Genomic DNA, 20,830 nt, shown 5'->3' with positions numbered 1-20,830 from the left:
TTTTAAGTTAGGGGCATCTCGATGATAAAGGAAAAAGAACGCGGGGAGACAACGGAATATGTCTATAATTTATTAAAGGAAAAGATTTTTGAATGGGATTTATCGCCGGGACAAAAAATCAATATCAGCCATTTAACCCGGGAAATCAACATTAGCGCCATACCTCTCAGAGAAGCATTATCTCGTCTGAACTCTGAGAACTTAGTCATCTTAGAACCAAATAAGGGGTATCGGGTCAGTGACATATTAGATACTGAAAATATGGCGAAAATGTTGGAGGCCCGGATATTACTGGAGACGCATGCGGTCCGGAATATTATCCGCTTAAATAATGTAAGGGTGACGGAAGAAATGGCCGCGCTTACAGATGAAATGTTTTCCACAAACACAGGTGCTTCCAACAAAAAAATACTAGATTTTACTCATTTAGATCAACAATTTCATCATGCCATCATGAACGCTGGAGGAAACTCGTTTTTATATGAAGCGTATAAAGGCATGCACTGCCATCTTCATATAGGGCGGTTTTATCATGTCAAAGGTGAGATCGACCAAAAAGACGCACCATCGGAACATATGGAAATCATTGAGGCCATCCGGACAAGGGATGTATACAGAGCCGAGATTGCGATCTCCAGCCACATACAGGATTCCATAGATCGTTTATTGGAGAGGACAAAGAGATAATACTTGGAAGCTATCGAGGATAACCTTCTTCGGATATCAGTCATCGTAATCGCTTTGATCAAATTTCCGGAATATGCAAGTGGATGTAAACAGACATTCCCATCTCAAATGCATTAAAGAAAGTGATTTATGCACCAAGAAGAAAACAAGTGTGATCAAAGGGATGAAACCAAAGGCAAAAGAAAAGAAGCCTTTTGATGCTTCTCTTATTTTGAAAGATGATGGGTCGATTGGATTTGGATTTGCAAAAAAACATTTGCTAAATCAAAATAACAAACTAAAATCCCTATCCAATTGATAGGGATTTTACTATGAAAGAGTATATGCCGAATGATTCGCTGAATGAATTCACTTACTGCTATAATCTTTTCTGATATTGTTCTCCAAAGAAAAGAAAAAGTATATGTGATAAATCCAAACGAAAAAAGTAAAAAATAACAAAAACCCTATAACTAATTTGCCCTTTATAGTTTTTGTAGGTCGTGGGTTTTACTTAATGAAAAAAAGATAGCTTAGAGCACAAAAAAAACGATTTTCCCTTAACGTGGGCAAAATCGTCTTTTCTGGTGCTTAATTTGAATAAGGTAAATGTAGCTCTCAAGTCAGGTAGTTCACTTTTCTAAAATCTTCTTCTATTCATATTTCATCCAGAAGTAAAAATTACTCCAAAAAGGGTTTGATACCTTCCCTCCTTACTCATAGTCCATTTCCATAGTTGTAAAATCTATTTTACCCCAAATGAAAACAACAATCTTTATGGCTTAAGGACCACTTTAATACATCCATCTGTCCTTGTATCAAACACTTCATACCCATGCTTTGCTTGGTCAATTGGAAGTACATGGGTTACAACATCGCCAGGATCTACTTTTCCTTCTGATATTAGTTTATAAAGGTAGGGCATATAAGGAATAACAGGAGCCTGTCCGGTTTTAATATCCACGTTTCTTTGGAAAATATCACCTAGGGGGAATCCATTATAACGGCCGCCATAAACGCCTGTTATCTGTATGGTTCCCGCCTTACGCACGGCTTGGGACGCAATTACAATCCCTCCCATGGCTCCCCCATGTAATTTAAGACCCGATGCAAGATATTCCATCGGAGTCATTTTGCCACTCATCCCGGAACAGTCAATAACGATATCTGCACCACCTTTAGTGAGTTCTTTAAGGTATTCACCAGTATTTTCATATTGTGCAAAATTTACGGTTTCGACTTTATTCGTCCTTTTTGCATGCTCTAAACGATAATCTAGATGGTCGACTGCAATCACTCTTTTCGCCCCTTTAAACCAAGCGAATTTTTGAGTGAGTAGACCTACAGGACCACAGCCTAAAACGATAACCGTATCGCCAGATTTGACACCTGCGTGATCTACACTCCAGAATGCTGTGGATGCTGCATCAGCGAGCAACACCAATTTTTCATCTTCTACCTCGCAGTCTTCTGGGATTTTGAAAGGGGTAAAGTTTCCATAAGGAACACGCATATATTCAGCTTGCCCGCCCGCATACCCACCAGTTGTTTCTGAGTATCCAAAAAAACCACCCATTTCCCCATGAGGATTTGAATTATCGCACTGACTTGTAAGGTCGTTGTCGCAATACCAGCAGCTCCCGCAGCTAACGTTAAAGGGGATAATGACCCGGTCTCCCTTCTTTAACTTAGTTACCCCTGGTCCAACTTCCTCAACAACCCCCATCGGCTCATGACCAATCACATAATCTGTAGGCATATTGGGAATTAATTGATGAATTAAGTGCAAATCGGAGCCGCAAATCGCTGAAGTAGTGACTTTTACAATAATATCATCCGAATTTTTGATGTTAGGGTCTTTAACTTCTTTAACCTGTACATTTTTATTGCCCTGGTAAGTTACGGCTTTCATGATGCTTTTCCTCCTTTATTTATTCGGCGTTGCGAACATGCCGAGTCTGTCAGTATCATTCGGGAAAAGATTCATTCCAGCGATACTAACCGCCATATCGGCTGATTTCAAATCTAATTCCACCTGTTTACCTACATCGTTCGGATAAAGCCATCCCTTCCTGATCATTAAATCGGATAACTCACCATGTAAGTCAATAGATTGCTCCATTTGCTGGTACAATGCTTTTCTCAATGCGGGATTCGCTGTTTCAGATAATGCAATACCATAAGTATGAATCCCACTTTTGATAGAGAGTAGAAAATCTAGCGCGAAAGAGGAATCAGCCATTTCCGGCATATGTTCAGCGCCTTGAGGATCTAAAAAATCCATTTCCATTTAAATTTCACCTCATTTTTCATAGTTTGTTCGGGCTTCTGTATAAAATCCCTTTAGCTCGTTTATAGCAGCTATAGATTGTTGTACGTCTTTTTCCATTAATGCTTTTAAGTCATTGTCAAAGCAAATTCCTTGCATTAATTTTGATCTCATTAAACCGATTGTTTTAAAATTTAAAATTTCATGCGTTTCCATGGTTTCATGAAATGCCAAGCTTTCATTTTCCATACGTGCACCTCCCTAATCTATATAACAAAAATACCTTTCCCAGTTCATCTGTTTGTTATACGGAATATTGACCGATAGGTAGTTTATTTCGCAAAATACACGTTACCTTTGCAAATGATGATGTATAAAAACTTTTGTATTACGAAAGATATGTAAGTGAATTCTCAAAGAAATGGAGTGAAAAATCATGACGAAAAATTTAGGACTGCATGAGACTTTAGAGGCGCACGAAATTTTAACTTTCAAGAGTCTTTGTCTAACAAAGTCCTCTACAATGAGCAGTTTAGTGCAGGATACAGAACTACAAAATATTCTATTAAAAGACATGAGCACTGGGACACAAGATATTCAAACACTCCAGGAAATTCTGACGAATCGAGGGGAACAGTAATGACAAATTTCTTGCAAAATATGGCGGGGATGGGTGGCATGACTGATCAGGTGATTGCAACGGACTTCTTAATATCCGCAAAATCAGGAATTAGAAATCTTGCTTTTGCCATTACAGAAACAAAAACACCTGAATTGAAAGCAGCCTTAAGAGAACAGCTTCGTGTCGCTGTAGAAAGACACGGAGAGATAAGTAACTATATGATTTCAAAAGGTTACTATCATCCACATGATTTAAGTGAACAATTACAAGTTGATTTAAATACAGCAAATACAGCCCTAAACCTTCCTCAACAATAAAGTCACCTCATGGATGTGAAAACAGACAGATTACACAGAGGTTCGGGCAAGTCGAAAAAAGCAATGAATTTCTCGAACTTGAGAAACATTGCTTTTTTTAGGGGTATATTATAGGAAGTGCTTAGCAAAACAAGGTAATAATGGTAATGTAGATGATCCAATCTAAACGATTTTTACTTCTTTCTTACTAGGGTTAAATCGATTTCTTCATGCCACACTCTCTGCATTTCCGAATATATTTAACCGAACTTTCAAACTAAGCTTTACCGCAATTGTCATAGCGACCACTAACGTCAGGATAATCTTCAATTATGGTGTCATATTCCTTTTTTTCCTCTAGAATTTCTTCAGACAAAGTAAAATCGCCCTGTTTAATAGCCCTACGATGATACTCAACACTCAAATCAACTGGAACATGGCGGTCTAACTCATCATGAATTAAAATTTGCTCGACATTCAAAGGCAACAATTCTATCGGTGAAGCTAACCTACAACGTTCAGATACTTCTTGAGCAGCTACGTGACTACTTCCCCCTTTTTCTTCATGGATTTCCCACATCTTCTTCAGATCCGAAACCCCTGCCAAACTTAATACGCTCTGTATAGGTACAAGCAGAGTATTTCCGATCCCCTTCCGTTTGAACTTTGTTAATTCGGGATGCCAGCCAGAGAGCCAAGTGTTTGCCAGGGCCACTATACGATTTTCCAAATCAGAAAGGTGTCCCTGGTATATAAGATCATCCAATCGATTTTCGGTATAGGAGAAAAAATCGCAGCCACGATTATCTCTGAAATTGGTGAAATCGATCGGTTTAATCATCCGAAAAAACTGGTTGCCTTCGCTGGAGTAGATCCAAGTGTTCACTCATCGGGTAAGTTTACGGCAACCATCTTTCTTCAGTGTGGATGGCAGGGGTGCAGGGTCAAGGAGGGCAAGTTCCTCAATTAAGAAAGTAGACTAGCAGAGAGTACGCTTATATTAATGAATAAAGAAATATGACTATTTAATTTTTTAGTCATTTACTTCGACATAACACTTTAGGGACTTCATCTAGCTGAGAGTGTACAACGACTATCTTTTCCATCTTAGACCCTGGAGAAGATGAGACTTTCCCCCTTTGAGTAGACGTTATAGACCATGTTTTTTCATTTTGCGGATTAAGGTCGTATGCGAAACTCCCAATACCTTGGCAGCCTTGCGAATACTCCCTTCCCGCTGAATCATGCTCTCGATTAGATTTTTCTCCACAGACTTAAATAAGTTACTTTTGGTATCCTCATTTCTTAAGAGTTTTGATAGACTGACTCCCGTATGTTGTTTTGCAATAGGCAAATCCTTCGGTTCTATTACATCGTTTTTAGTGGTTAGGACAAGTCGCTCTATAATATTTGACAATTCTCGGATGTTGCCTGGCCAGTGATATGCGCAAAGAATATCCATAGCATCCATCGTAAATGATTTATTCTTATTATATTCCTCATTAAATTTTTGGAGAAAATGGCCGATTAACAAGGGGATATCATCCTTTCGTTCCCTCAATGCTGGAGTCTGGATAGGGATGACGTTCAATCGGTAATATAGGTCTTCCCGAAATTCTCCTCTCAGGACCATAGATTCTAAATCCCTATTGGTCGCTGCCACAATTCTTACATTGACCTGAATCACCTTCGTTCCACCGACCCGGGTAAACTGCTGGTCTTGTAGCACACTTAAAAGTTTTGCCTGAAGATATAAGGGAAACTCCCCGATTTCATCCAAAAATAAGGTTCCTTGATCAGCAAGTTCAAATAATCCTGGCTTCCCATCCTTCTTTGCACCGGTGAAGGCACCGGTATCATAGCCAAAGAACTCAGATTCCAAGAGATCCTTAGGGATGGCCCCGCAGTTCACTTTGATGAAGGCTCCGGAATCTTTCCGCTTACTTGTCTCATGAATTTCCCTAGCCAAGACATCTTTTCCTACTCCAGATTCACCCAACAGAAGTACTGTTGAGTCAGTTGGACCGATATGGTGAATAAGGTCGATAATTTCCTTCATCATCCGGTTAGCGGTGATGATTCCCCTTTTGGAATGGTGCTGTCGAAGTGATAAAAGTTCCATATAATATTTTGCTGAAAGCCTCTCTATTTCTTCTACCTTTTTCTTCATAATTATCTGATCGGTTATATCATGGGTGATGGATAACACCCGAATCAAACGGTTTCCTCCATCAAAGATAGGAATTGCAGTAACCAAGACAGTCCTTCCGTTCTGATACTGTTGGAAATCGGTCACCGTTTGTTTTTCCTGAATAGCCCTCAATGTGACAGATTCTTTTTGGAAGATTCCACTTTCCACAATATCCCTTATATTCCGCCCAGCATAAGCTTCGCGAGGTAAACCACTTAATTTAAGCATGGACTGATTGACCAATAGAATTTTCCCTTCCTGATTCATCGCCAAAATTCCATCATGAAAATTCTCTACAATTGTCCGATATAATTCTAAATCAGGTATCCTCGTAAACTCCATGTGCTCCTCCTACGATCCAAATTGTATAGTTATAAACCATTTCCAGTAACGCTTATGTGTCACCTGTTAGCCCTTTCTGAAACGGCTTCTCTATACAGTACAAAAGAAATGTACGACAAGCAGAACAAAACAACGACGAATATGAATCTCAATATATAACCGGATCCAAAACGAACAATAATTAGAATAGTAATGTACATAGTTCTTTAGCGTATCGCATTGAGGGTAACCCCAAACTCTTTCATCTTTTTGAGAACCATTGTATGAGTGACACCTATGGCCTTACCAGCTTTTCGCACTGATCCGTATTTTTTTAGGGCTTGGATTAGCGCTTCCTTTTCCAGATCGACCAGGTTGCCTCCTTCTGCAGGACCGTAACAAGACAGCTTGAGGATTTGCAAGTCTACCTCAGGTTTACCTTCTTGAACCTTCAGTTTATTTTCTATCTCGTTACATTCACTTACTATATTTGGAATATGCTTCAATTTAATGACCTTGGCACGGCAGGTAAGCACTAGTCGTTCCACTATATTGGATAACTCCCGAACATTCCCGGGAAATTTATACATTAACAATTGATCCACAACTTCTTTTGATAAGCGTTTTGAATATTGATGTTTCTCATTAAATTTCTTCAAAAAATAACCAAGTAGCGGAGTAATATCATCCTTTCTTTCCCTTAGTGGCGGAATTGTTATTGGTATGATATTCAACCTATAATAGAGATCTAGCCTAAATGTTCCTTCCTCCACCATTCTTTCCAGGTTTCGATTGGTTGCAGCAATAACCCTTACATTAATTTTGATCGTTTGTGTTCCTCCAACTCGGATAAGTTCCTGTTCCTGAAGAACCCGCAGGAATTTTACCTGCATGTCTAATGGCAACTCTCCGATTTCGTCAAGGAAAAGAGTTCCGTTATTGGCCAATTCAAAAATACCCTGCTTACCTGCCTTTTTTGCCCCTGTAAAAGCACCCTGTTCATATCCGAACAACTCTGCCTCTAATAGATTAGGAGGAATCGCTCCACAGTTTACTTTCACGAATAATCCTTTTTCAAAACGCAAGCTGTTTTCATGTAGCACTTTGCCAATGACCTCTTTCCCAACTCCAGATTCCCCCAGCAATAATATAGTAGAATCGGATGATGCAACATGATAGACAAGATCAAGGACATCTAGCATTTCTTGGCTATAGGCTATCACTTCTCCTGAACTTGTTATATTTTGAATGCGCACCTGTTTGAGCTCGGTTTGGTAGCGCGAAGGTAAATTCTTGGATTCAGCAAGTTGCTCCTGAAGTCTAGTTAAGTCCGAGACGTCCCTGACGTTTGCCAGAACCCGGATCAATTCTCCTTTTTGGTTGCAAACCGGCGTAGCTGTAACCAGAGTATATATTCCAGTATTTTTATACTTCTGAACGTTTGTATAGGATCTTCCTGATTGTAGCGTCTTCATCACCACAGAATCATTCAGAAATAGGCCTTTATCCACCATATCGTTCATGTGCGCCCCGACCATTACCTCCTTGTTCAGCAAAGTGATCTGTTCAAACTCCTTATTGATATGCAGAATATATCCTGTCTCATCTGTTATCAATATTCCATCATAAGAATTGTCTATAACGAGCATTAACTGATTTAATTCTTCCTGCAGGCAACGATGAATCTCATTCCATTTGATACTGCCGTAATAAATTCCACCCTTTACAACAGGAATAATTTGGTGGGTGTTGGAACACGGTAAGCCGTAAATCACTTCCGTCCCGTCGACTGAAACACAGTCTTTATCAATGTACTCTTCGACGAATCGGTCTGAATCAGTATTTAGTAAATCCCTTGCATGAATTATTCCTATGAAATTTTGACCCGACAAAACAGGGATCTCATTTAATTGTGAAGACTTCATGAATTCAGCCGCTTTCCAGATAGGATCTGCACTTTGAACGACAGGAACATTTTGTTCAATACAATCTAACCAGTTCATGTATATCACCTTTTTTCATTCTTTTCGAACAGATTAAGGATATTTGGAATTGTTTCTTGTTAAATAGATGTGTAGAAATGAAGCTCTTATATATGAGAACGGATATGAAAATTAACCTAATAAACACCATCGTGAATAATATCATTAGAGTAAACAACCTCTTAAAACAATAATATTATTACTCTTCAAATAGGTATAACTGTATATCATTCGATAGTTCATTGGTCAACTAAGGATAGAAGATTTTTCTTTTTGATTATTTTAAATATTCAAAGGTGTAAGTCCTTGTAAGGAAGTCAAAAGGAACAAAAAAAGCTTGTAGAGAGTAATACCACGCTTTCTCTACAAGCTGGGAAAGAACGGATTCAGGGGTTTCTCAACACCTCAGTTGACTTACTATCCATTATTTACTTTCCTTTAAAAATAGGTTTTCTCTTTTCGACGAACGCATCTACGCCTTCTTTAAAGTCTTCTGTTGTGCGAAGGAGGCCGTAGGCTTTCCCTTCCATTTTCAATCCGACTCCCAGCGGACTTTCTTCAGAAGCGTTCAACACCTCTTTTGCAACACGCTGAGCAAGCGGAGAAAATTGAACAAGCTCCTCAACTAACGAATCCACTGTTTGTTGAAGGTCCCCTTTGGACACTACTTGTGTTAATAGACCCCATTGATACGCTTCATTTGCAGGAATTTTTCTGGCACGCATGATCATGTCCTTTGCTCTTGTTAAGCCCACAATCTTTGCAATTCTCTGTGTACCTCCGCTCCCAGGAATCATTCCTAGGTTCATTTCTGGAAGGGCAAGCAGGGTATCTTCCCGTGCAATCCTGAAATCACAGGCCATCGCAAGTTCTAGGCCTACACCGAACGTATACCCCTGCAGCTGAGCGATGACAGGTTTTGGAGAGCGTTCAGGAGCAGCCACGTTTTCGGCTAAATGGGAAAGCTTTTCTTGATGGGTCGCCATAAATTCTGGGATGCTTCCTCCTGCACTAAAGCATACATCTCCTGCTCCTTTGAGGATAATGACACGCACTTCATCATCTTGATTCAAACCATCAAAAATCTCTGTCAGCTGTTCTCTGCCGAGCATACTGATATAATTCATTTTCTCTGGACGATCGAACACGATTGTTGCCGTTTGTTTTTCTGCATTTTTCTCTACCCGAATATGGTCATACGTTTGTTCTGTTATAGTCATTTGTTATTTCCCCTTTTCTATTTAAGATGAGATCGCTGTTTTTTTATTTACAATCGTTTTCTCGATGGCATTAATGATACCGGCATACCCCGTGCAGCGGCATAAGTGGCCAGAAAGCATTTCTTTGATTTCCTTGGTAGATGGATCTGGCTTTTTTTCAAGATAATCTGTTGTAGACATTAAGATACCTGGTGTACAAAATCCACATTGAAGACCGTGGCATTCGACAAAGTTTTTCTGTAGATCTGTCAACTCACCATTATTTGCTAACCCTTCAACGGTTTTAATTTCGTCCCCATCTATTTGTACAGCAAACATGAGACAACTTCTCACAGCTGTGCCATTTACGTGTACGGTACAAGCACCACAAACACCGTGTTCACATCCAACATGTGTTCCAGTCAGTCCGCATACATCTCGGATAAAATCACTTAACAGCATTCGTGATTCCACTTCTTCTTGATAGACTTTGCCATTAATAGTTACTTCCACTTGATGACGTCCCATTTCTCTACCTCCTTGCCCTTTCATAGGCTTGTGTTAACGTACGCTTCGTTAAAACTTTAGCAAGATGTGTTCGATACTCTGCTGAAGCATGAAGATCTGATTCGGGCTCAACTGCTAATTCTACACTTTCGACTATTTTTCCTAGCAAAGAATCGGACAGTGTTTCCCCTATCATGAAGTCTTCTGCATCCTCTATTAACAAAGGAATGGCCTCAACTCCGCCAAGGGCTAATCTTATGGATGAAATCTTGTCATGATCATCAACTGTCATATAGCAAGAAGCAGCAACTAACGCGAAGTCCCCATGCCTCCTGGCAATTTCCTGAAACGAATACCCTCGTCTACCTCCAATGATTGGAATATTAATCTCCGTTAAGATTTCTGTAGGGATAATATCTGTCGTCAAATAAGTAACAAAGAAATCTTCTGCACTAACGTTTCGAACCTCATCCTTTGATGCAATTTCCACTGAACCGTTCAGTGTTAGCAAGGCAAGCGGGAGCTCGGCACTTGGATCGGCATGAACAATGCTTCCACCTATAGTTCCCCTATTCCTTGTTTGCACATGTCCAATTTGGGTAATTGCGTCGGTTAATAGACCGCAGGTATTGGCTACCATTTCAGATTCTTCTACTTTACTTTGTCTTGTTAAAGTTCCTATTTGAAGTAGATTTTGATTTTCATCATTTTTAATATAATCTAGTTCTGTTAAGCCATTAATATCAATTAAGCACTTGGGTGATGCAAGTCGCATATTCATAATGGGAACTAAGCTTTGCCCACCGGCAATGATCTTTCCATCTTCACCGGCTTCTTCTAAAAGATTCAATGCTTCTTTTAGTGTGGTAGGTTTATAGTAATCAAACTTTGGTGGTTTCATATTTCCCCTCCCCTTCGGTAATCCTATTTTTATGAGATTCAGAATATTTGTTTAAGGAGCTGTCACTTTTTCCTTTGCCTCACTGAGTAACTTCCAAATGCGATTAGGACTTAATGGTAGCTCATCGATTATAATATCTAAATGGGCTAAGGCATCACTTACGGCATTGGCAATCGCCACCGGTGCACTCATGGTATTCCCTTCACCCAAGCCTTTGGCTCCTAAAGGAGTAAGAGGGGACGGAGACTCCGTATGTTTAATCGTTACATTAGGGATTTCTGGAGCAGTTGGGCATAAATAATCCATAAATGACCCCGTTAAGAACTGTCCATTCTTGTCATAAGCTAATTCCTCGTATAAAGCGCCACCAACACCATGAGCCAGACCACCCATGATTTGTCCATCAGCAATCAACGGATTTAAAAGCTTTCCAGCATCATGAACGGTGAAATAATCTAGTATTTTCACTTCTGCTGTATCCGGATCAATTTCCACGGTCACCATATCCGCAACAAATCCGTATGTGACAGAGGAATTGATCAGGTCGTTATCATCCGGTGGTTCTGCAGCCTGAGGTGTATAATAATGAGTTTCATAGATTCCTGGTTCCATTCCTTCAGGTAATGCAAGCGGATTCCAATGTGCTAGACCTGCAAGGCGCTTGATAGGAAACTTTTTAGTAGGATTATCCCTTACGTAAATGAAACCCTCTCCCAGCTCGAGCTCAGAGACGTCTACACCAAGTTGAGAGGCAGTAATGTTAAAAAGTTTTTTCCTTACCTTTTGGGCTGCATAATAAATAGCGCTTGAACCTAACGAGGCAAACCGACTTGAATAGCTTCCTGAAGCGATGGACCAAGGACTAGTCGCTGTATCAAGTTCAGCGATTATATTTATTTGTTCCCTTGGTATCCCTAAAACTTCAGATACAATTTGGGCTGCCACAGTTTCGTGTCCTTGACCTGTTGGTGCAGTGCTAATTCTCACGTTTACACTTCCTAAGGGATCCATTGAAACAGTAGCCGCTTCTGATGCCCCTGATTTCGGTAAGGATTTCGCTCTTTCTTCTGGTGTTAAGGCAACCGTGATATATCCCATATTTGATCCGGATGGTTCGACGATACATGCAAGGCCGACGCCTAAAATTTTTCCGTTTTTACGCGCTTCTGCTTGTTTTTTTCTAAAGTTCTCATATTTCCCCGTTAAAAGGGCGAGTTCAAATGAATTCTCATAATCCCCACTGTCGTAAATTCCACCCGAAGCTGTTGTGAATGGAAATTGTTGTTTTTTAATCAGGTTTTTTCTAATCACTTCAGAGTGGTCCAAAGAAAGTTCTTTTGCAATAAGCTGCATAATTCTTTCGAGGGCAAAGTAATGCTCCTGTCCCCCGTAACCACGGATTAACCCGGTAGGTGACTTGTTTGTCATGACTGCAAACGCTTCAATATTTAAATTTGGTATATCGTATGCCCCGGTTGAGTTGGCATGGTTACGGTATAAGCAGGCTGGTTCTGGTGCGCGAATATAAGCACCAACATTATCCATCAATTTCATTCTTAAACCGGTGACCTTGCCATCATTTTTGACTGCGGCTTCAATGTAGGTCACGCGATCTGTTCCGCTCGCACTTGATGAAAGATGTTCCTGTCGATCTTCTATCCATTTAACTGGACAGCCGAGAAGTTTACTTGTGATGGAACAAAGAACGATATATGGGAAAAGCCCTGCCTTTATTCCATAACTTCCCCCAATATCCTTTGGAATGATCAGTCTTAATTTATTGCTGGGGACTTGTAAGGATTGAGCCATGATTGCCTGAATAATAAAGGGTCCATGAAAATTAGCATGAACATTATACTGATTATGAGCAGAATCATAGTTTGCAACCACACCATATGTTTCAACAGGGGTAGCCGTATATTTCGGAAACTTATATTTATGCTTGACGATATGATCTGCTTCTTTAAAGGCTTTGTCTACATCTCCATAATGGAATTGACGATGATTGGCGATATTCGACCCAACATTTTCATGTAAGATCGGTGCATCCTCTTGTACCGTTTTCTCAATATCTACAATGGCTGGTAACTGTTTATAAGAAACTTTAATCTTTTCCATTGCGTCTTCGGCAGTATAACGATCCTTGGCAACTACAATGGCAACAGGTTCTCCAACATACCTCACCTTTTCGATGGCAAGAGGAAAGTACTTAACTGGTGCCGTAACCCCAACACTAAATGGTTTTACATGGTCTTTTATGTCTTGACCGGTTACTACTCCCTTTACTCCCTGCATTTTTACCGCTTCGGTTGCGTCTATGGATATTATATAAGCATGAGGATGTGGACTACGTAAAATTGCCGCATAGCCTGTATTTGTTGTGTTACCAAGATCATCAATATAAGTTCCTTGACCGGTTAGTAGCCGTTTGTCCTCCACCCTCGTAGCAGACTTACCTATTACCTTTGTCATGTACAACCCCCCTCTTTTTAATCAATCTTTGATAATCGTCTATTGTGTCAACATCCGGAATAATGTGCTGATTCATTGGTGCATATACAACTTCCCTGCTAAACTTTTGAATGACGGACTTTCCACCACTATCTCCTTCTACCTGTAAAAGATGATGAAACATAACTCGTTTGAATAAAACAGGATGCCCCTTCTCGTTGTTAAAAAAAACCGACTGAACGATGGATGGCCTATTCTTTACTTGGTAGGTTTCAACAATTCTGTTTATTGAGCCTTCATCCATTTCAGGCTGATCGCCTAAAAGAATAACCATGGCCTCTACTTGTTGGGGTAAAGCTTCCAGTCCGACTTTAATCGAAGTAGACATACCTAAATGTGAATCATGATTCTCTACCACTTGTTTTATACCAGGAACAGATACCGCCTCTACCAACCCATTCACTTTTGGATTTATCACAACAACCACCCCATCAAGTACTGAGTGTAAACACGTTTCGATGACATGAAGAACTAGTGTTTTTTGTTGATAGGGCAAAAGCATTTTTGGAGTACCCATTCTGGTTGATAAGCCCGAAGCTAAAATGATCCCCCAGACTTCATGATTCTTATCATTGATAAGCAATCACTCTCCTATGATCTCTAGAGGTGTACAAAAGTTCCTTACCCTTCGTTTGTTTTAAATGCATCGAATTACCACCACGATGAACATTAACCAATTCTGCAGCAATACTGATAGCAATTTCCTCAGGAGTTTTTGCACCAATATCAAGGCCTATAGGACTATAAATACGGTTTAACTGTATTTCATCAATAGTGAAACCGTGGAGCAACTGGTTTGTTCTGGTTGTTGGTCCTAACACTCCGATATAGGGTACCGATGAATGTAACAACGATTTTAGAACCAATTGGTCTTGAGTAAAATTGTGGCTCATCACAATAGCATAACTATGTTCACTTAATGGAACGGAAGTGGGGTGGTCTCGTTCATAGCATATTAATTCATCGGCTAAGGGAAAATTTCTTTTATTAACAAAGCCCGGTCGGTGATCTAATACATTTACAGTCCAGCCTAAATTTTTAACCGTCTTCACCAATGGAACAGCGTCTGGTCCTGCACCAAATATGTAAAGGGTAGGAACCGGCGTAATATGGTCATAGAAGACTTCACTGTTATCTTTCATCTTGAGATCCATTGGTTCCCCAATTTGTAAATTGGAGTGAACCCATCTCTCACCGATCTTAGATTCTTCTTCATCACGAGTTATGGTTGCTATGATAATGGGCTGACTTGTTGTAAAAGCCTCTCTCATTAACTTACTTCTTTCATGGTGACCAACAGGATCAAATAGCTCTATAAAAATCTCAATGGCTCCATTACACCCTACACCCAAGCCCCAAATTTGGTCTTCTTCGCCTCTGAAATCGTAATGGATTTTTTTGGGTTTTTCTGTCTGTAAAACTTCTTTTCCATGCTCAAGGACATCACCTTCCACACATCCTCCACTTAACAAGCCTATTAACTCTCCATCTTCAGCAAAAAAACATTTTGCCCCTTCTTTCTGGTAGGTTGAACCTTCGACACGTATGACAGTGGCCAGAATTCCTCTTTTCTTTTCTCTGACACACCTGTCCATCTCATTTATTATGGTAATCATAACCACCCCTCCCAAAGTGAAAAAATATTTTTTTCAATTGATATCTTTTTTTCTTTCCCAGAAAAAATGCTCTCGATACTGAGTTGGAGTTTTTCCTTCTATTTTCTTGAATGTTGTTGCAAAGTAACTGGAATTTGCAAAACCGGTGTTATTAGCAATAACATCAATTGGTAGTGAAATCATTCTTAACATATTTTTTGCCTTCTGAACACGAATCCAAGATAAGTATTCTACAAATGTCATCCCTATTTCTTCCTTAAAAGATTTACTAAAGTAGGATGGGCTTAAATAAACCTTATCAGCAATATTTTTAAGAGTAAGACATTCATTGTAATGTAACTGAATGTATTGTACGGCACTTTGAATCGGTTTTCTTAAATCTAATTCGAATTCACCTTCATTTTTAACCGTCTGACTTATTTCCATTTTAATTATTGGTCTTAAAACACGATCGAATATGTTCAAAAGCTGGTTTTTAGTAAGCGGTTTCAATAAATAAGCTGAAAAACCCGCATTAATGGCTGATTGGACGATTTCAAACATTTTTAACCCAGTAATTGCAATGATGGGTAAGTCTGGATAGATAAGTAGTACGTTTTTTCCAAAATCTATGCCATCCATGTTCGGAAGTGAAACATCCATTATAAGCGCACTTGGACGGGATTGTTTAAGCATCATCATAGCCCGTTGTGCGTTATTAGCTTCATAAATACGAAGAAAGTTATAGTCGCTATTTTCAATAATATGACGAATATTGCTTATACAGCTTAGGTCTGTATCAACAATTAGCAGCTCTGCCATAGGACACCTCTTTACTTCTATGTAAATCTATTATAAAAATATTCAGAAATAATTAGTTTTAATTTTTTAAGATGAGAGTTATAAAAATTTAACCACTTCACTAGAGTTAGAAAATACATCTTTTTCAACACTCTCAGCGGAGAGATTTATTTTATATCAGCCTACAGAATCGCTTTGATTTTGTAGTGCCTCAAAATCACCCTCACGTAATTTTCGGCGTAGGATTTTTCCAACGGGGTTTTTTGGCATTTCCTTAACAAATGTATACTTTCTTGGTCTTTTATAGTTCGACATGTTAGGATACCTTTTACAAAACTCATCTAACTCTTGTGCTGTAACCGTTTCGTTTTTAGAGACAATATAGGCGGATACGATTTGTCCCAATCGATCATCCTGCTCTCCAATAACAATAGCTTCCAAAACGTTTGGATGTTGTGACAGACAATCTTCAATTTCTAATGGATGAATATTTTCTCCCTCAGAGATAATCATATCGTCAAGCCGACCAACAACGAATAAATCGCCGTCTTCATCAAGAAAACCAATATCTCCTGTAAAATACCAACCATTGCGCATCGCTTTAACAGTAGCATCAGGGCGATTCCAATACCCCTTAAATGCTTCAATGGAATCTAAATTTGAAATTATTTCACCAATTTCTTTTTTCCCAACTATATCTTCGGGAGTAGAACGACCGTCGGGATCTGCTTTTACAATACGAAGATTTTGGTGAATACCTGGTTTACCTACACTGCCTGGCTTTTCAGATACATTAGGACAAATAGAAAACGTATATACTTCTGTACTGCCGTAATGATTTACAAATACCTTTGGTTTAAGTAACTTCACACATTGATTTACTAATGTAGTGGTCATTGCAGCACCTGCATATCCAACTTTTTCAAGCTTGGATAGGTCATATTTATTGAAGTCTGGATGTGTTAGCATATCATGATAAAGCGTAGGGATTAAATAAAGGGAAGTGATTCTTTCTCTGTAAATAATCTCAAGAGCATCTCCAGAATCAAAGTCTGGCAAAATAGCAATTTTTCCATTTAATAACGCCATGGTAAGCAGTGAACGAACGCCCATTGTATAATAAAGCGGCATTACTCCTAGTGTACTTTCCCACAACTTGTACTGGTTTTGGACGATATGTGCCATCGCTGAGGCATATTCATTCCTATGGGTACGTGGTACTCCCTTTGGACGTCCTGTTGTTCCTGACGTGTATAACATGATCGAAATATCATTTTCATCTAAAGTAGGCTTTTGATAGCTACCTGGGCTTCGGTCTACTAGTTCAGGATAAGAAATATCTACACCAATATAATTCTCATCACCTATCAAAATTGGCCTTTCAGAAAAGTTCGATCCTAATACGGCATTTTGACTGGCTGATTCATAGACGACAGCTTTCGCTTCAGCATCGTTTACACAATACTCGACCTCTTTAGTGGATAATCGGTCATTAAGCGGAGTATAGATCGCACCAAGTTTTTGTAATGCCCAATAAATGATTACATTTTCAACTCGGTTCTTTAAGATGACTACAACACGATCCTGCTTCTGAATGCCTAGACGCTGTAAAGAGGCTGCAATTTTTTCTATTTCCTGTTGTAATTGGACATAAGTATAGCGTTTTTGGTCTTGAACTAAAGCGATATGGTTTGGGTAGCGCTCAACTGCAAAATCGAATAATGTACCTAAATTCATTTTACATCTCTCCTTTTCCCCTTGAGTTGTGCTTATCTTATCTAAATCACTTTTTACTCGTTTTTTAATTCTAAGAAAGGCCAGTTGTGGTTTTTTAGCATGGAGGCTGTTGCGGGTATTATCCTTGAGTCAGTTGATTCCAAGGCCCCCACACCCTTTACGATTATTCGATAAGATATAGATTTACAATCGAGTAGTCACCCTTCACTGCTACACAACTATAGAAATATCAGCTTAATACATATTTTCTATTTTCTTTAACAAGCTCTATTTTTTTGCACCCCATGATGCATATTTTAAACACCTCTGAATCTACTCCCTAGACTGTTAAATTTCTGCTGACAATTTTAAACTCCCTATACCTTCCATCATGAATACCCCCTCGCTTTATATTACTTTACTAAAATAACATATGATAGAAGAGTTATGTTTCAAAAAATGATTTTAAAATTAAGAATGCATCTTTAAATTTATTAATAGACATAATAATCGATAACTTACTTTTGGTATTCAATATTTCACTTTCCTCATATCAATATTTTCCTTAGTTCAAACAATGTACCTATATTGAATCTATTAAAACTGCAAAAAACAAGCCAAGTTCCATTTATAAAAAAACCTAGGCTTCCTGTTCCTTATAATTCCATCTAGAAAAGGTAGTTTAGTTGTTTTGATAGTGGTTTTAAAGGAAAAAAATAAAGCATGAAGCCGTTTATTTTTCAAGAGACTTTGCAGGTCTTTTTTACCCAGTGAATCAAAGGCATACTGTTCAACATGAATTCAAAAGTTTGACTAATACTTTTTGTACAGGTTTGCTTACAATCACATTGAATAGAGGAGAATATGAATGATAACTTGTAGGAAATGAGCGAAGTGTTTTTTTGATTACCCATGTTGAAAAGGCTGACACCAAAAGGTCAAGCACTAAGCCTTTTGAGTCAGCCACAATTTTTTCATATTTTTTAGAAGTCTATATCTCCTTCAAGATGAACTGATTGAATCAATTTATCAGGATTTATGTAATCATCTAGATTACATTCATTGTAGCCGGGAATTTGAACTCGCAAGTATTGCATTTCTTCACTGTCTAAGGGGATTGTACAGTCAAATCCCATCTTCGAGCCCACTCCATCGCGTGTTGACGGGTCAAGCTTCGAACTTTGTGCTTCATGAACTACCACTAAGTCTCTGTCTGCTTGAAAGCGGGTTGCGATTGCCCATTCCACTTCTTCCATATTAAAAATATCAACCTCTTCATCCGTTACGACGACATGTTTAATATCAAAACTGTTAGCAAGTGCTGCTAAAATTGCATTTTTGGCTTCACCCTCATTTCTTTTATTAATGGAAACAATGGCATGATACCGACATGTTCCACCAGGGCTCATATGAACCGCTTTTACGGATGGAACTGTCTGTCGAATGCTCTGAAAGAGACTTGCCTCACGAGGGATGCCACCAAGCAAAAGATGTTCGTAACCCGCAGGGACAATGGTATAAAAAATCGGGTTGTTACGGTGAGTGACAGCCGTAATCTCAATCACCTCTTTGTCACTGCGTGGTCCATAGTATTTTGGGAATTCTCCAAAAGGGCCTTCAGGCTCTCGAACATGTGGAAGAATTTTTCCTTCTAACACTATTTCCGCGTAGGCCGGTACATCGATATCTACCGTCTCACAACGAACGACTTCCAACGGTTCCCCCCGAAGGGCGCTTGAGATTTCCAGTTCATCTACCCCGAACGGAGTACTTGCTTGTGACGCCAGTAACGTCACCGGATCGACCCCAATTACTATCGCACACTCCAGTGGTCTTCCCGCCTCTTCAGCCTGTTTATACAAATGAAATGTATGGCGAGGCAAGATTAGGGCTCCTATCTTATTTCCCCCGGAGATTTGGAGGCGATGAATCGAAACGTTCTGCTTTCGAGTTACTGGATCCCGAACAATAAACAACCCAGCTGTGATGTAATTACCTGAATCTTTCTCATGGTGTACCGGAATTGGTAACATCTTCATCAAATCGATATTATCCAGAATAATATTTTCTTTAATTGGCGCTTGTTGTTTGTTTAGTGCTCGACAAGGAACGGGAGATGCAACTGCTTCGGTAAATTTTGAAATAACGCCATATTGGTCTGTTTCCAACGCCTCTGCAAAATCTTCACGTGTTGAACAAATTCCTGATACAACAGGAATCTGATAATCTTCTACACTAGTAAAGTATGTTGCTTTTTTGCCATCTAATTTCTTAGCTATTTTTGCGATTTCATACTGTAAGCTAACTTTTCGGTCAATTACCGCCAACCGATCAGTTGCTTGCAGATGCTCAATCCAGGTGCGAAATGTCTTAGCTTTCATAAAAAAAGATCTCCTCCTTATATAGCAACTGAAGTCCCTAATATATCCTTTAGTCTGCGTTCTAACATTTTAGACACTCTTTCACGGCCTCGAACTTCAGGTGGAGTTGGGTATTCCCTACCATCTACAATGACAGGTTGATCATATCGAACCAAGATAAGAGGAAGGTATTCTTCGTATAACGCACGAATTCTCTTGGCATGTTCTGGTTTACGGGCAAACAGCTTTAGCATACGAAGTCCAAAGCCTACATGCCGTCCTTCGTCTTCCTTGATTCGGGCAAATCCTTCACTCAAACCAGGCAATAGGCCCTTACTTCCGTATACACCTCGAAACACATCATATCCAGTCATCGCTTGAACACCTTCTATTATTCCTTGGTAATGGGTTAACCCTTCTACAAGTGCAGCCTCACGTTCCTCTTCTCCTTGTTCAAGAGCATTCAGCATTTCTTTTACACGATTATCAAGTTTCTGCTGAACCATATTTTTCACTGAAGGAATTCGCTCACGACCAATTACTTCTTTAAAATAGCGCATAAAAAACTCAGTATGTTTAAATTCCTCGAGCAATTGAGTACTAAGGAATGCCTGTTGTTCTGTAGAGGAACCTAACATGATCCAGGGACAAAACTTTAAGGCAACATTTTCTTCAGCATCGAGAAATCCTGTACAAAAATGAATAAGATATCCTTTAAGGTCTTCATCAAGCGCTTCAAAATCCCTTTTATCCTGGCTAAGATCGATAGCAGCAGGATCCCAAGTCCCAAAACGAATCGCTTTTCGATATAAGTCCCATGCCACTTCATCCGTCGTCTTTTCAATACTAGGGATTAGCTCTTCAGTTTTATCGATATTTTCTGTCATTACAAT

At 39.3% G+C, this 20,830-nt stretch carries 19 protein-coding genes and 1 pseudogene; 4 read left to right on the top strand and 16 right to left on the bottom strand.

What is annotated here, in order from left to right; translation table 11 throughout:
* Window positions 1-21: 21 nt before the first annotated feature.
* Together ACDZ29_RS22950 and ACDZ29_RS22945 are read left to right on the top strand one after the other, a co-directional pair.
* A complete protein-coding gene (locus ACDZ29_RS22950; RefSeq protein WP_375088779.1) occupies window positions 22-687 on the top strand; it encodes a GntR family transcriptional regulator in 666 nt (221 codons plus the stop codon).
* 73 nt (window positions 688-760) lie between these two features.
* Entirely contained in the window at window positions 761-985 is a 225-nt protein-coding gene (locus ACDZ29_RS22945; RefSeq protein ID WP_375088778.1) for a topoisomerase C-terminal repeat-containing protein, read from the top strand.
* Between the two features lie 456 nt (window positions 986-1,441).
* On the opposite strand, the gene ACDZ29_RS22940 is transcribed toward ACDZ29_RS22945, so the two are convergent.
* Genes ACDZ29_RS22940 through ACDZ29_RS22930 form a run of 3 tightly spaced genes read right to left on the bottom strand, consistent with a single transcriptional unit; the run spans window position 1,442 to window position 3,184 of the window.
* Window positions 1,442-2,578, bottom strand: coding sequence for a zinc-dependent alcohol dehydrogenase (locus ACDZ29_RS22940; RefSeq protein ID WP_375088777.1), 1,137 nt, complete (start codon window positions 2,576-2,578; stop codon window positions 1,442-1,444).
* 15 nt (window positions 2,579-2,593) lie between these two features.
* Entirely contained in the window at window positions 2,594-2,956 is a 363-nt protein-coding gene (locus tag ACDZ29_RS22935) for a spore coat protein (protein ID WP_048682441.1), read from the bottom strand.
* A 12-nt stretch (window positions 2,957-2,968) separates the two neighbouring features.
* Window positions 2,969-3,184, bottom strand: coding sequence for a hypothetical protein (locus ACDZ29_RS22930; protein WP_056519692.1), 216 nt, complete (start codon window positions 3,182-3,184; stop codon window positions 2,969-2,971).
* A 390-nt stretch (window positions 3,185-3,574) separates the two neighbouring features.
* On the opposite strand from ACDZ29_RS22930, the gene ACDZ29_RS22925 reads away from it, so the two are divergent.
* On the top strand, window positions 3,575-3,874 hold the full coding sequence (locus ACDZ29_RS22925; RefSeq protein ID WP_048682429.1) for a spore coat protein: 300 nt from the start codon (window positions 3,575-3,577) through the stop codon (window positions 3,872-3,874).
* A gap of 256 nt (window positions 3,875-4,130) precedes the next feature.
* Here ACDZ29_RS22925 and ACDZ29_RS22920 read toward each other — a convergent pair whose 3' ends face one another.
* The gene (locus ACDZ29_RS22920) at window positions 4,131-4,433 is read right to left on the bottom strand and encodes a hypothetical protein (protein WP_375088776.1); all 303 of its coding nucleotides are present in this window, start codon (window positions 4,431-4,433) and stop codon (window positions 4,131-4,133) included.
* Between the two features lie 171 nt (window positions 4,434-4,604).
* Between ACDZ29_RS22920 and ACDZ29_RS22915 the strand changes: the two are divergent.
* Window positions 4,605-4,766, top strand: a pseudogene (locus ACDZ29_RS22915) (transposase); the annotation flags it as partial.
* Window positions 4,767-5,003: 237 nt separating this feature from the next.
* Here the strand turns inward: ACDZ29_RS22915 and ACDZ29_RS22910 are convergent.
* The 12 genes from ACDZ29_RS22910 to ACDZ29_RS22855 form a co-directional block, all read right to left on the bottom strand.
* Window positions 5,004-6,386: a sigma-54 interaction domain-containing protein gene (locus ACDZ29_RS22910; protein WP_375088775.1), complete on the bottom strand. Its 1,383-nt coding sequence runs from the start codon at window positions 6,384-6,386 to the stop codon at window positions 5,004-5,006.
* A 206-nt stretch (window positions 6,387-6,592) separates the two neighbouring features.
* On the bottom strand, window positions 6,593-8,368 hold the full coding sequence (locus ACDZ29_RS22905; protein ID WP_375088774.1) for a sigma 54-interacting transcriptional regulator: 1,776 nt from the start codon (window positions 8,366-8,368) through the stop codon (window positions 6,593-6,595).
* Window positions 8,369-8,775: 407 nt separating this feature from the next.
* Complete coding sequence (locus ACDZ29_RS22900; RefSeq protein ID WP_101225175.1) at window positions 8,776-9,567, bottom strand: enoyl-CoA hydratase/isomerase family protein; 792 nt, start codon at window positions 9,565-9,567, stop codon at window positions 8,776-8,778.
* Window positions 9,568-9,588: 21 nt separating this feature from the next.
* Window positions 9,589-10,074, bottom strand: coding sequence for a (2Fe-2S)-binding protein (locus ACDZ29_RS22895; RefSeq protein ID WP_375088773.1), 486 nt, complete (start codon window positions 10,072-10,074; stop codon window positions 9,589-9,591).
* A 4-nt stretch (window positions 10,075-10,078) separates the two neighbouring features.
* Window positions 10,079-10,954, bottom strand: a complete 876-nt coding sequence (locus ACDZ29_RS22890) for a xanthine dehydrogenase family protein subunit M (protein WP_144553651.1) — start codon at window positions 10,952-10,954, stop codon at window positions 10,079-10,081.
* A 51-nt stretch (window positions 10,955-11,005) separates the two neighbouring features.
* Window positions 11,006-13,426 carry a xanthine dehydrogenase family protein molybdopterin-binding subunit gene (locus ACDZ29_RS22885; protein ID WP_375088772.1) on the bottom strand — a complete coding sequence of 807 codons (2,421 nt, stop codon included), beginning with the start codon at window positions 13,424-13,426 and terminating at the stop codon, window positions 11,006-11,008.
* Window positions 13,407-13,982 (bottom strand): NTP transferase domain-containing protein, encoded by a 576-nt coding sequence (locus ACDZ29_RS22880; protein ID WP_375088771.1) that lies wholly within the window; start codon window positions 13,980-13,982, stop codon window positions 13,407-13,409. Before ACDZ29_RS22880 ends, ACDZ29_RS22885 begins: the two co-directional genes overlap by 20 nt.
* Window positions 13,983-14,034: 52 nt before the next feature.
* Complete coding sequence (locus tag ACDZ29_RS22875) at window positions 14,035-15,081, bottom strand: XdhC family protein (protein ID WP_144553657.1); 1,047 nt, start codon at window positions 15,079-15,081, stop codon at window positions 14,035-14,037.
* A gap of 33 nt (window positions 15,082-15,114) precedes the next feature.
* Window positions 15,115-15,882, bottom strand: a complete 768-nt coding sequence (locus ACDZ29_RS22870) for a helix-turn-helix domain-containing protein (protein ID WP_375088770.1) — start codon at window positions 15,880-15,882, stop codon at window positions 15,115-15,117.
* A gap of 156 nt (window positions 15,883-16,038) precedes the next feature.
* Entirely contained in the window at window positions 16,039-17,598 is a 1,560-nt protein-coding gene (locus ACDZ29_RS22865) for an AMP-binding protein (RefSeq protein WP_375088769.1), read from the bottom strand.
* Between the two features lie 962 nt (window positions 17,599-18,560).
* Window positions 18,561-19,958, bottom strand: a complete 1,398-nt coding sequence (locus ACDZ29_RS22860) for a UbiD family decarboxylase (protein WP_144553663.1) — start codon at window positions 19,956-19,958, stop codon at window positions 18,561-18,563.
* Between the two features lie 17 nt (window positions 19,959-19,975).
* Window positions 19,976-20,824, bottom strand: a complete 849-nt coding sequence (locus tag ACDZ29_RS22855) for a R2-like ligand-binding oxidase (protein ID WP_375088768.1) — start codon at window positions 20,822-20,824, stop codon at window positions 19,976-19,978.
* Window positions 20,825-20,830: the final 6 nt, after the last annotated feature.

This window comes from Peribacillus sp. RS7 (genome assembly GCF_041956845.1).
Taxonomy (GTDB): Bacteria; Bacillota; Bacilli; order Bacillales; family DSM-1321; genus Peribacillus.
The sequence above is the reverse complement of the archived record's forward strand: the minus strand, read 5'-3'. Positions and strand labels throughout refer to the sequence as shown.

Excerpts from the sequence above, each read along its gene's own strand:
- ACDZ29_RS22950 (WP_375088779.1), top strand. The coding sequence starts at position 22 with ATGATAAAGGAAAAAGAACGCGGGGAGACAACGGAATATGTCTATAAT.
- ACDZ29_RS22945 (WP_375088778.1), top strand. The coding sequence starts at position 761 with ATGCAAGTGGATGTAAACAGACATTCCCATCTCAAATGCATTAAAGAA.
- ACDZ29_RS22940 (WP_375088777.1), bottom strand. The coding sequence starts at position 2,578 with ATGAAAGCCGTAACTTACCAGGGCAATAAAAATGTACAGGTTAAAGAA.
- ACDZ29_RS22935 (WP_048682441.1), bottom strand. The coding sequence starts at position 2,956 with ATGGAAATGGATTTTTTAGATCCTCAAGGCGCTGAACATATGCCGGAA.
- ACDZ29_RS22930 (WP_056519692.1), bottom strand. The coding sequence starts at position 3,184 with ATGGAAAATGAAAGCTTGGCATTTCATGAAACCATGGAAACGCATGAA.
- ACDZ29_RS22925 (WP_048682429.1), top strand. The coding sequence starts at position 3,575 with ATGACAAATTTCTTGCAAAATATGGCGGGGATGGGTGGCATGACTGAT.
- ACDZ29_RS22920 (WP_375088776.1), bottom strand. The coding sequence starts at position 4,433 with ATGTGGGAAATCCATGAAGAAAAAGGGGGAAGTAGTCACGTAGCTGCT.
- ACDZ29_RS22910 (WP_375088775.1), bottom strand. The coding sequence starts at position 6,386 with ATGGAGTTTACGAGGATACCTGATTTAGAATTATATCGGACAATTGTA.
- ACDZ29_RS22905 (WP_375088774.1), bottom strand. The coding sequence starts at position 8,368 with ATGAACTGGTTAGATTGTATTGAACAAAATGTTCCTGTCGTTCAAAGT.
- ACDZ29_RS22900 (WP_101225175.1), bottom strand. The coding sequence starts at position 9,567 with ATGACTATAACAGAACAAACGTATGACCATATTCGGGTAGAGAAAAAT.
- ACDZ29_RS22895 (WP_375088773.1), bottom strand. The coding sequence starts at position 10,074 with ATGGGACGTCATCAAGTGGAAGTAACTATTAATGGCAAAGTCTATCAA.
- ACDZ29_RS22890 (WP_144553651.1), bottom strand. The coding sequence starts at position 10,954 with ATGAAACCACCAAAGTTTGATTACTATAAACCTACCACACTAAAAGAA.
- ACDZ29_RS22885 (WP_375088772.1), bottom strand. The coding sequence starts at position 13,426 with ATGACAAAGGTAATAGGTAAGTCTGCTACGAGGGTGGAGGACAAACGG.
- ACDZ29_RS22880 (WP_375088771.1), bottom strand. The coding sequence starts at position 13,982 with ATGGGTACTCCAAAAATGCTTTTGCCCTATCAACAAAAAACACTAGTT.
- ACDZ29_RS22875 (WP_144553657.1), bottom strand. The coding sequence starts at position 15,081 with ATGATTACCATAATAAATGAGATGGACAGGTGTGTCAGAGAAAAGAAA.
- ACDZ29_RS22870 (WP_375088770.1), bottom strand. The coding sequence starts at position 15,882 with ATGGCAGAGCTGCTAATTGTTGATACAGACCTAAGCTGTATAAGCAAT.
- ACDZ29_RS22865 (WP_375088769.1), bottom strand. The coding sequence starts at position 17,598 with ATGAATTTAGGTACATTATTCGATTTTGCAGTTGAGCGCTACCCAAAC.
- ACDZ29_RS22860 (WP_144553663.1), bottom strand. The coding sequence starts at position 19,958 with ATGAAAGCTAAGACATTTCGCACCTGGATTGAGCATCTGCAAGCAACT.
- ACDZ29_RS22855 (WP_375088768.1), bottom strand. The coding sequence starts at position 20,824 with ATGACAGAAAATATCGATAAAACTGAAGAGCTAATCCCTAGTATTGAA.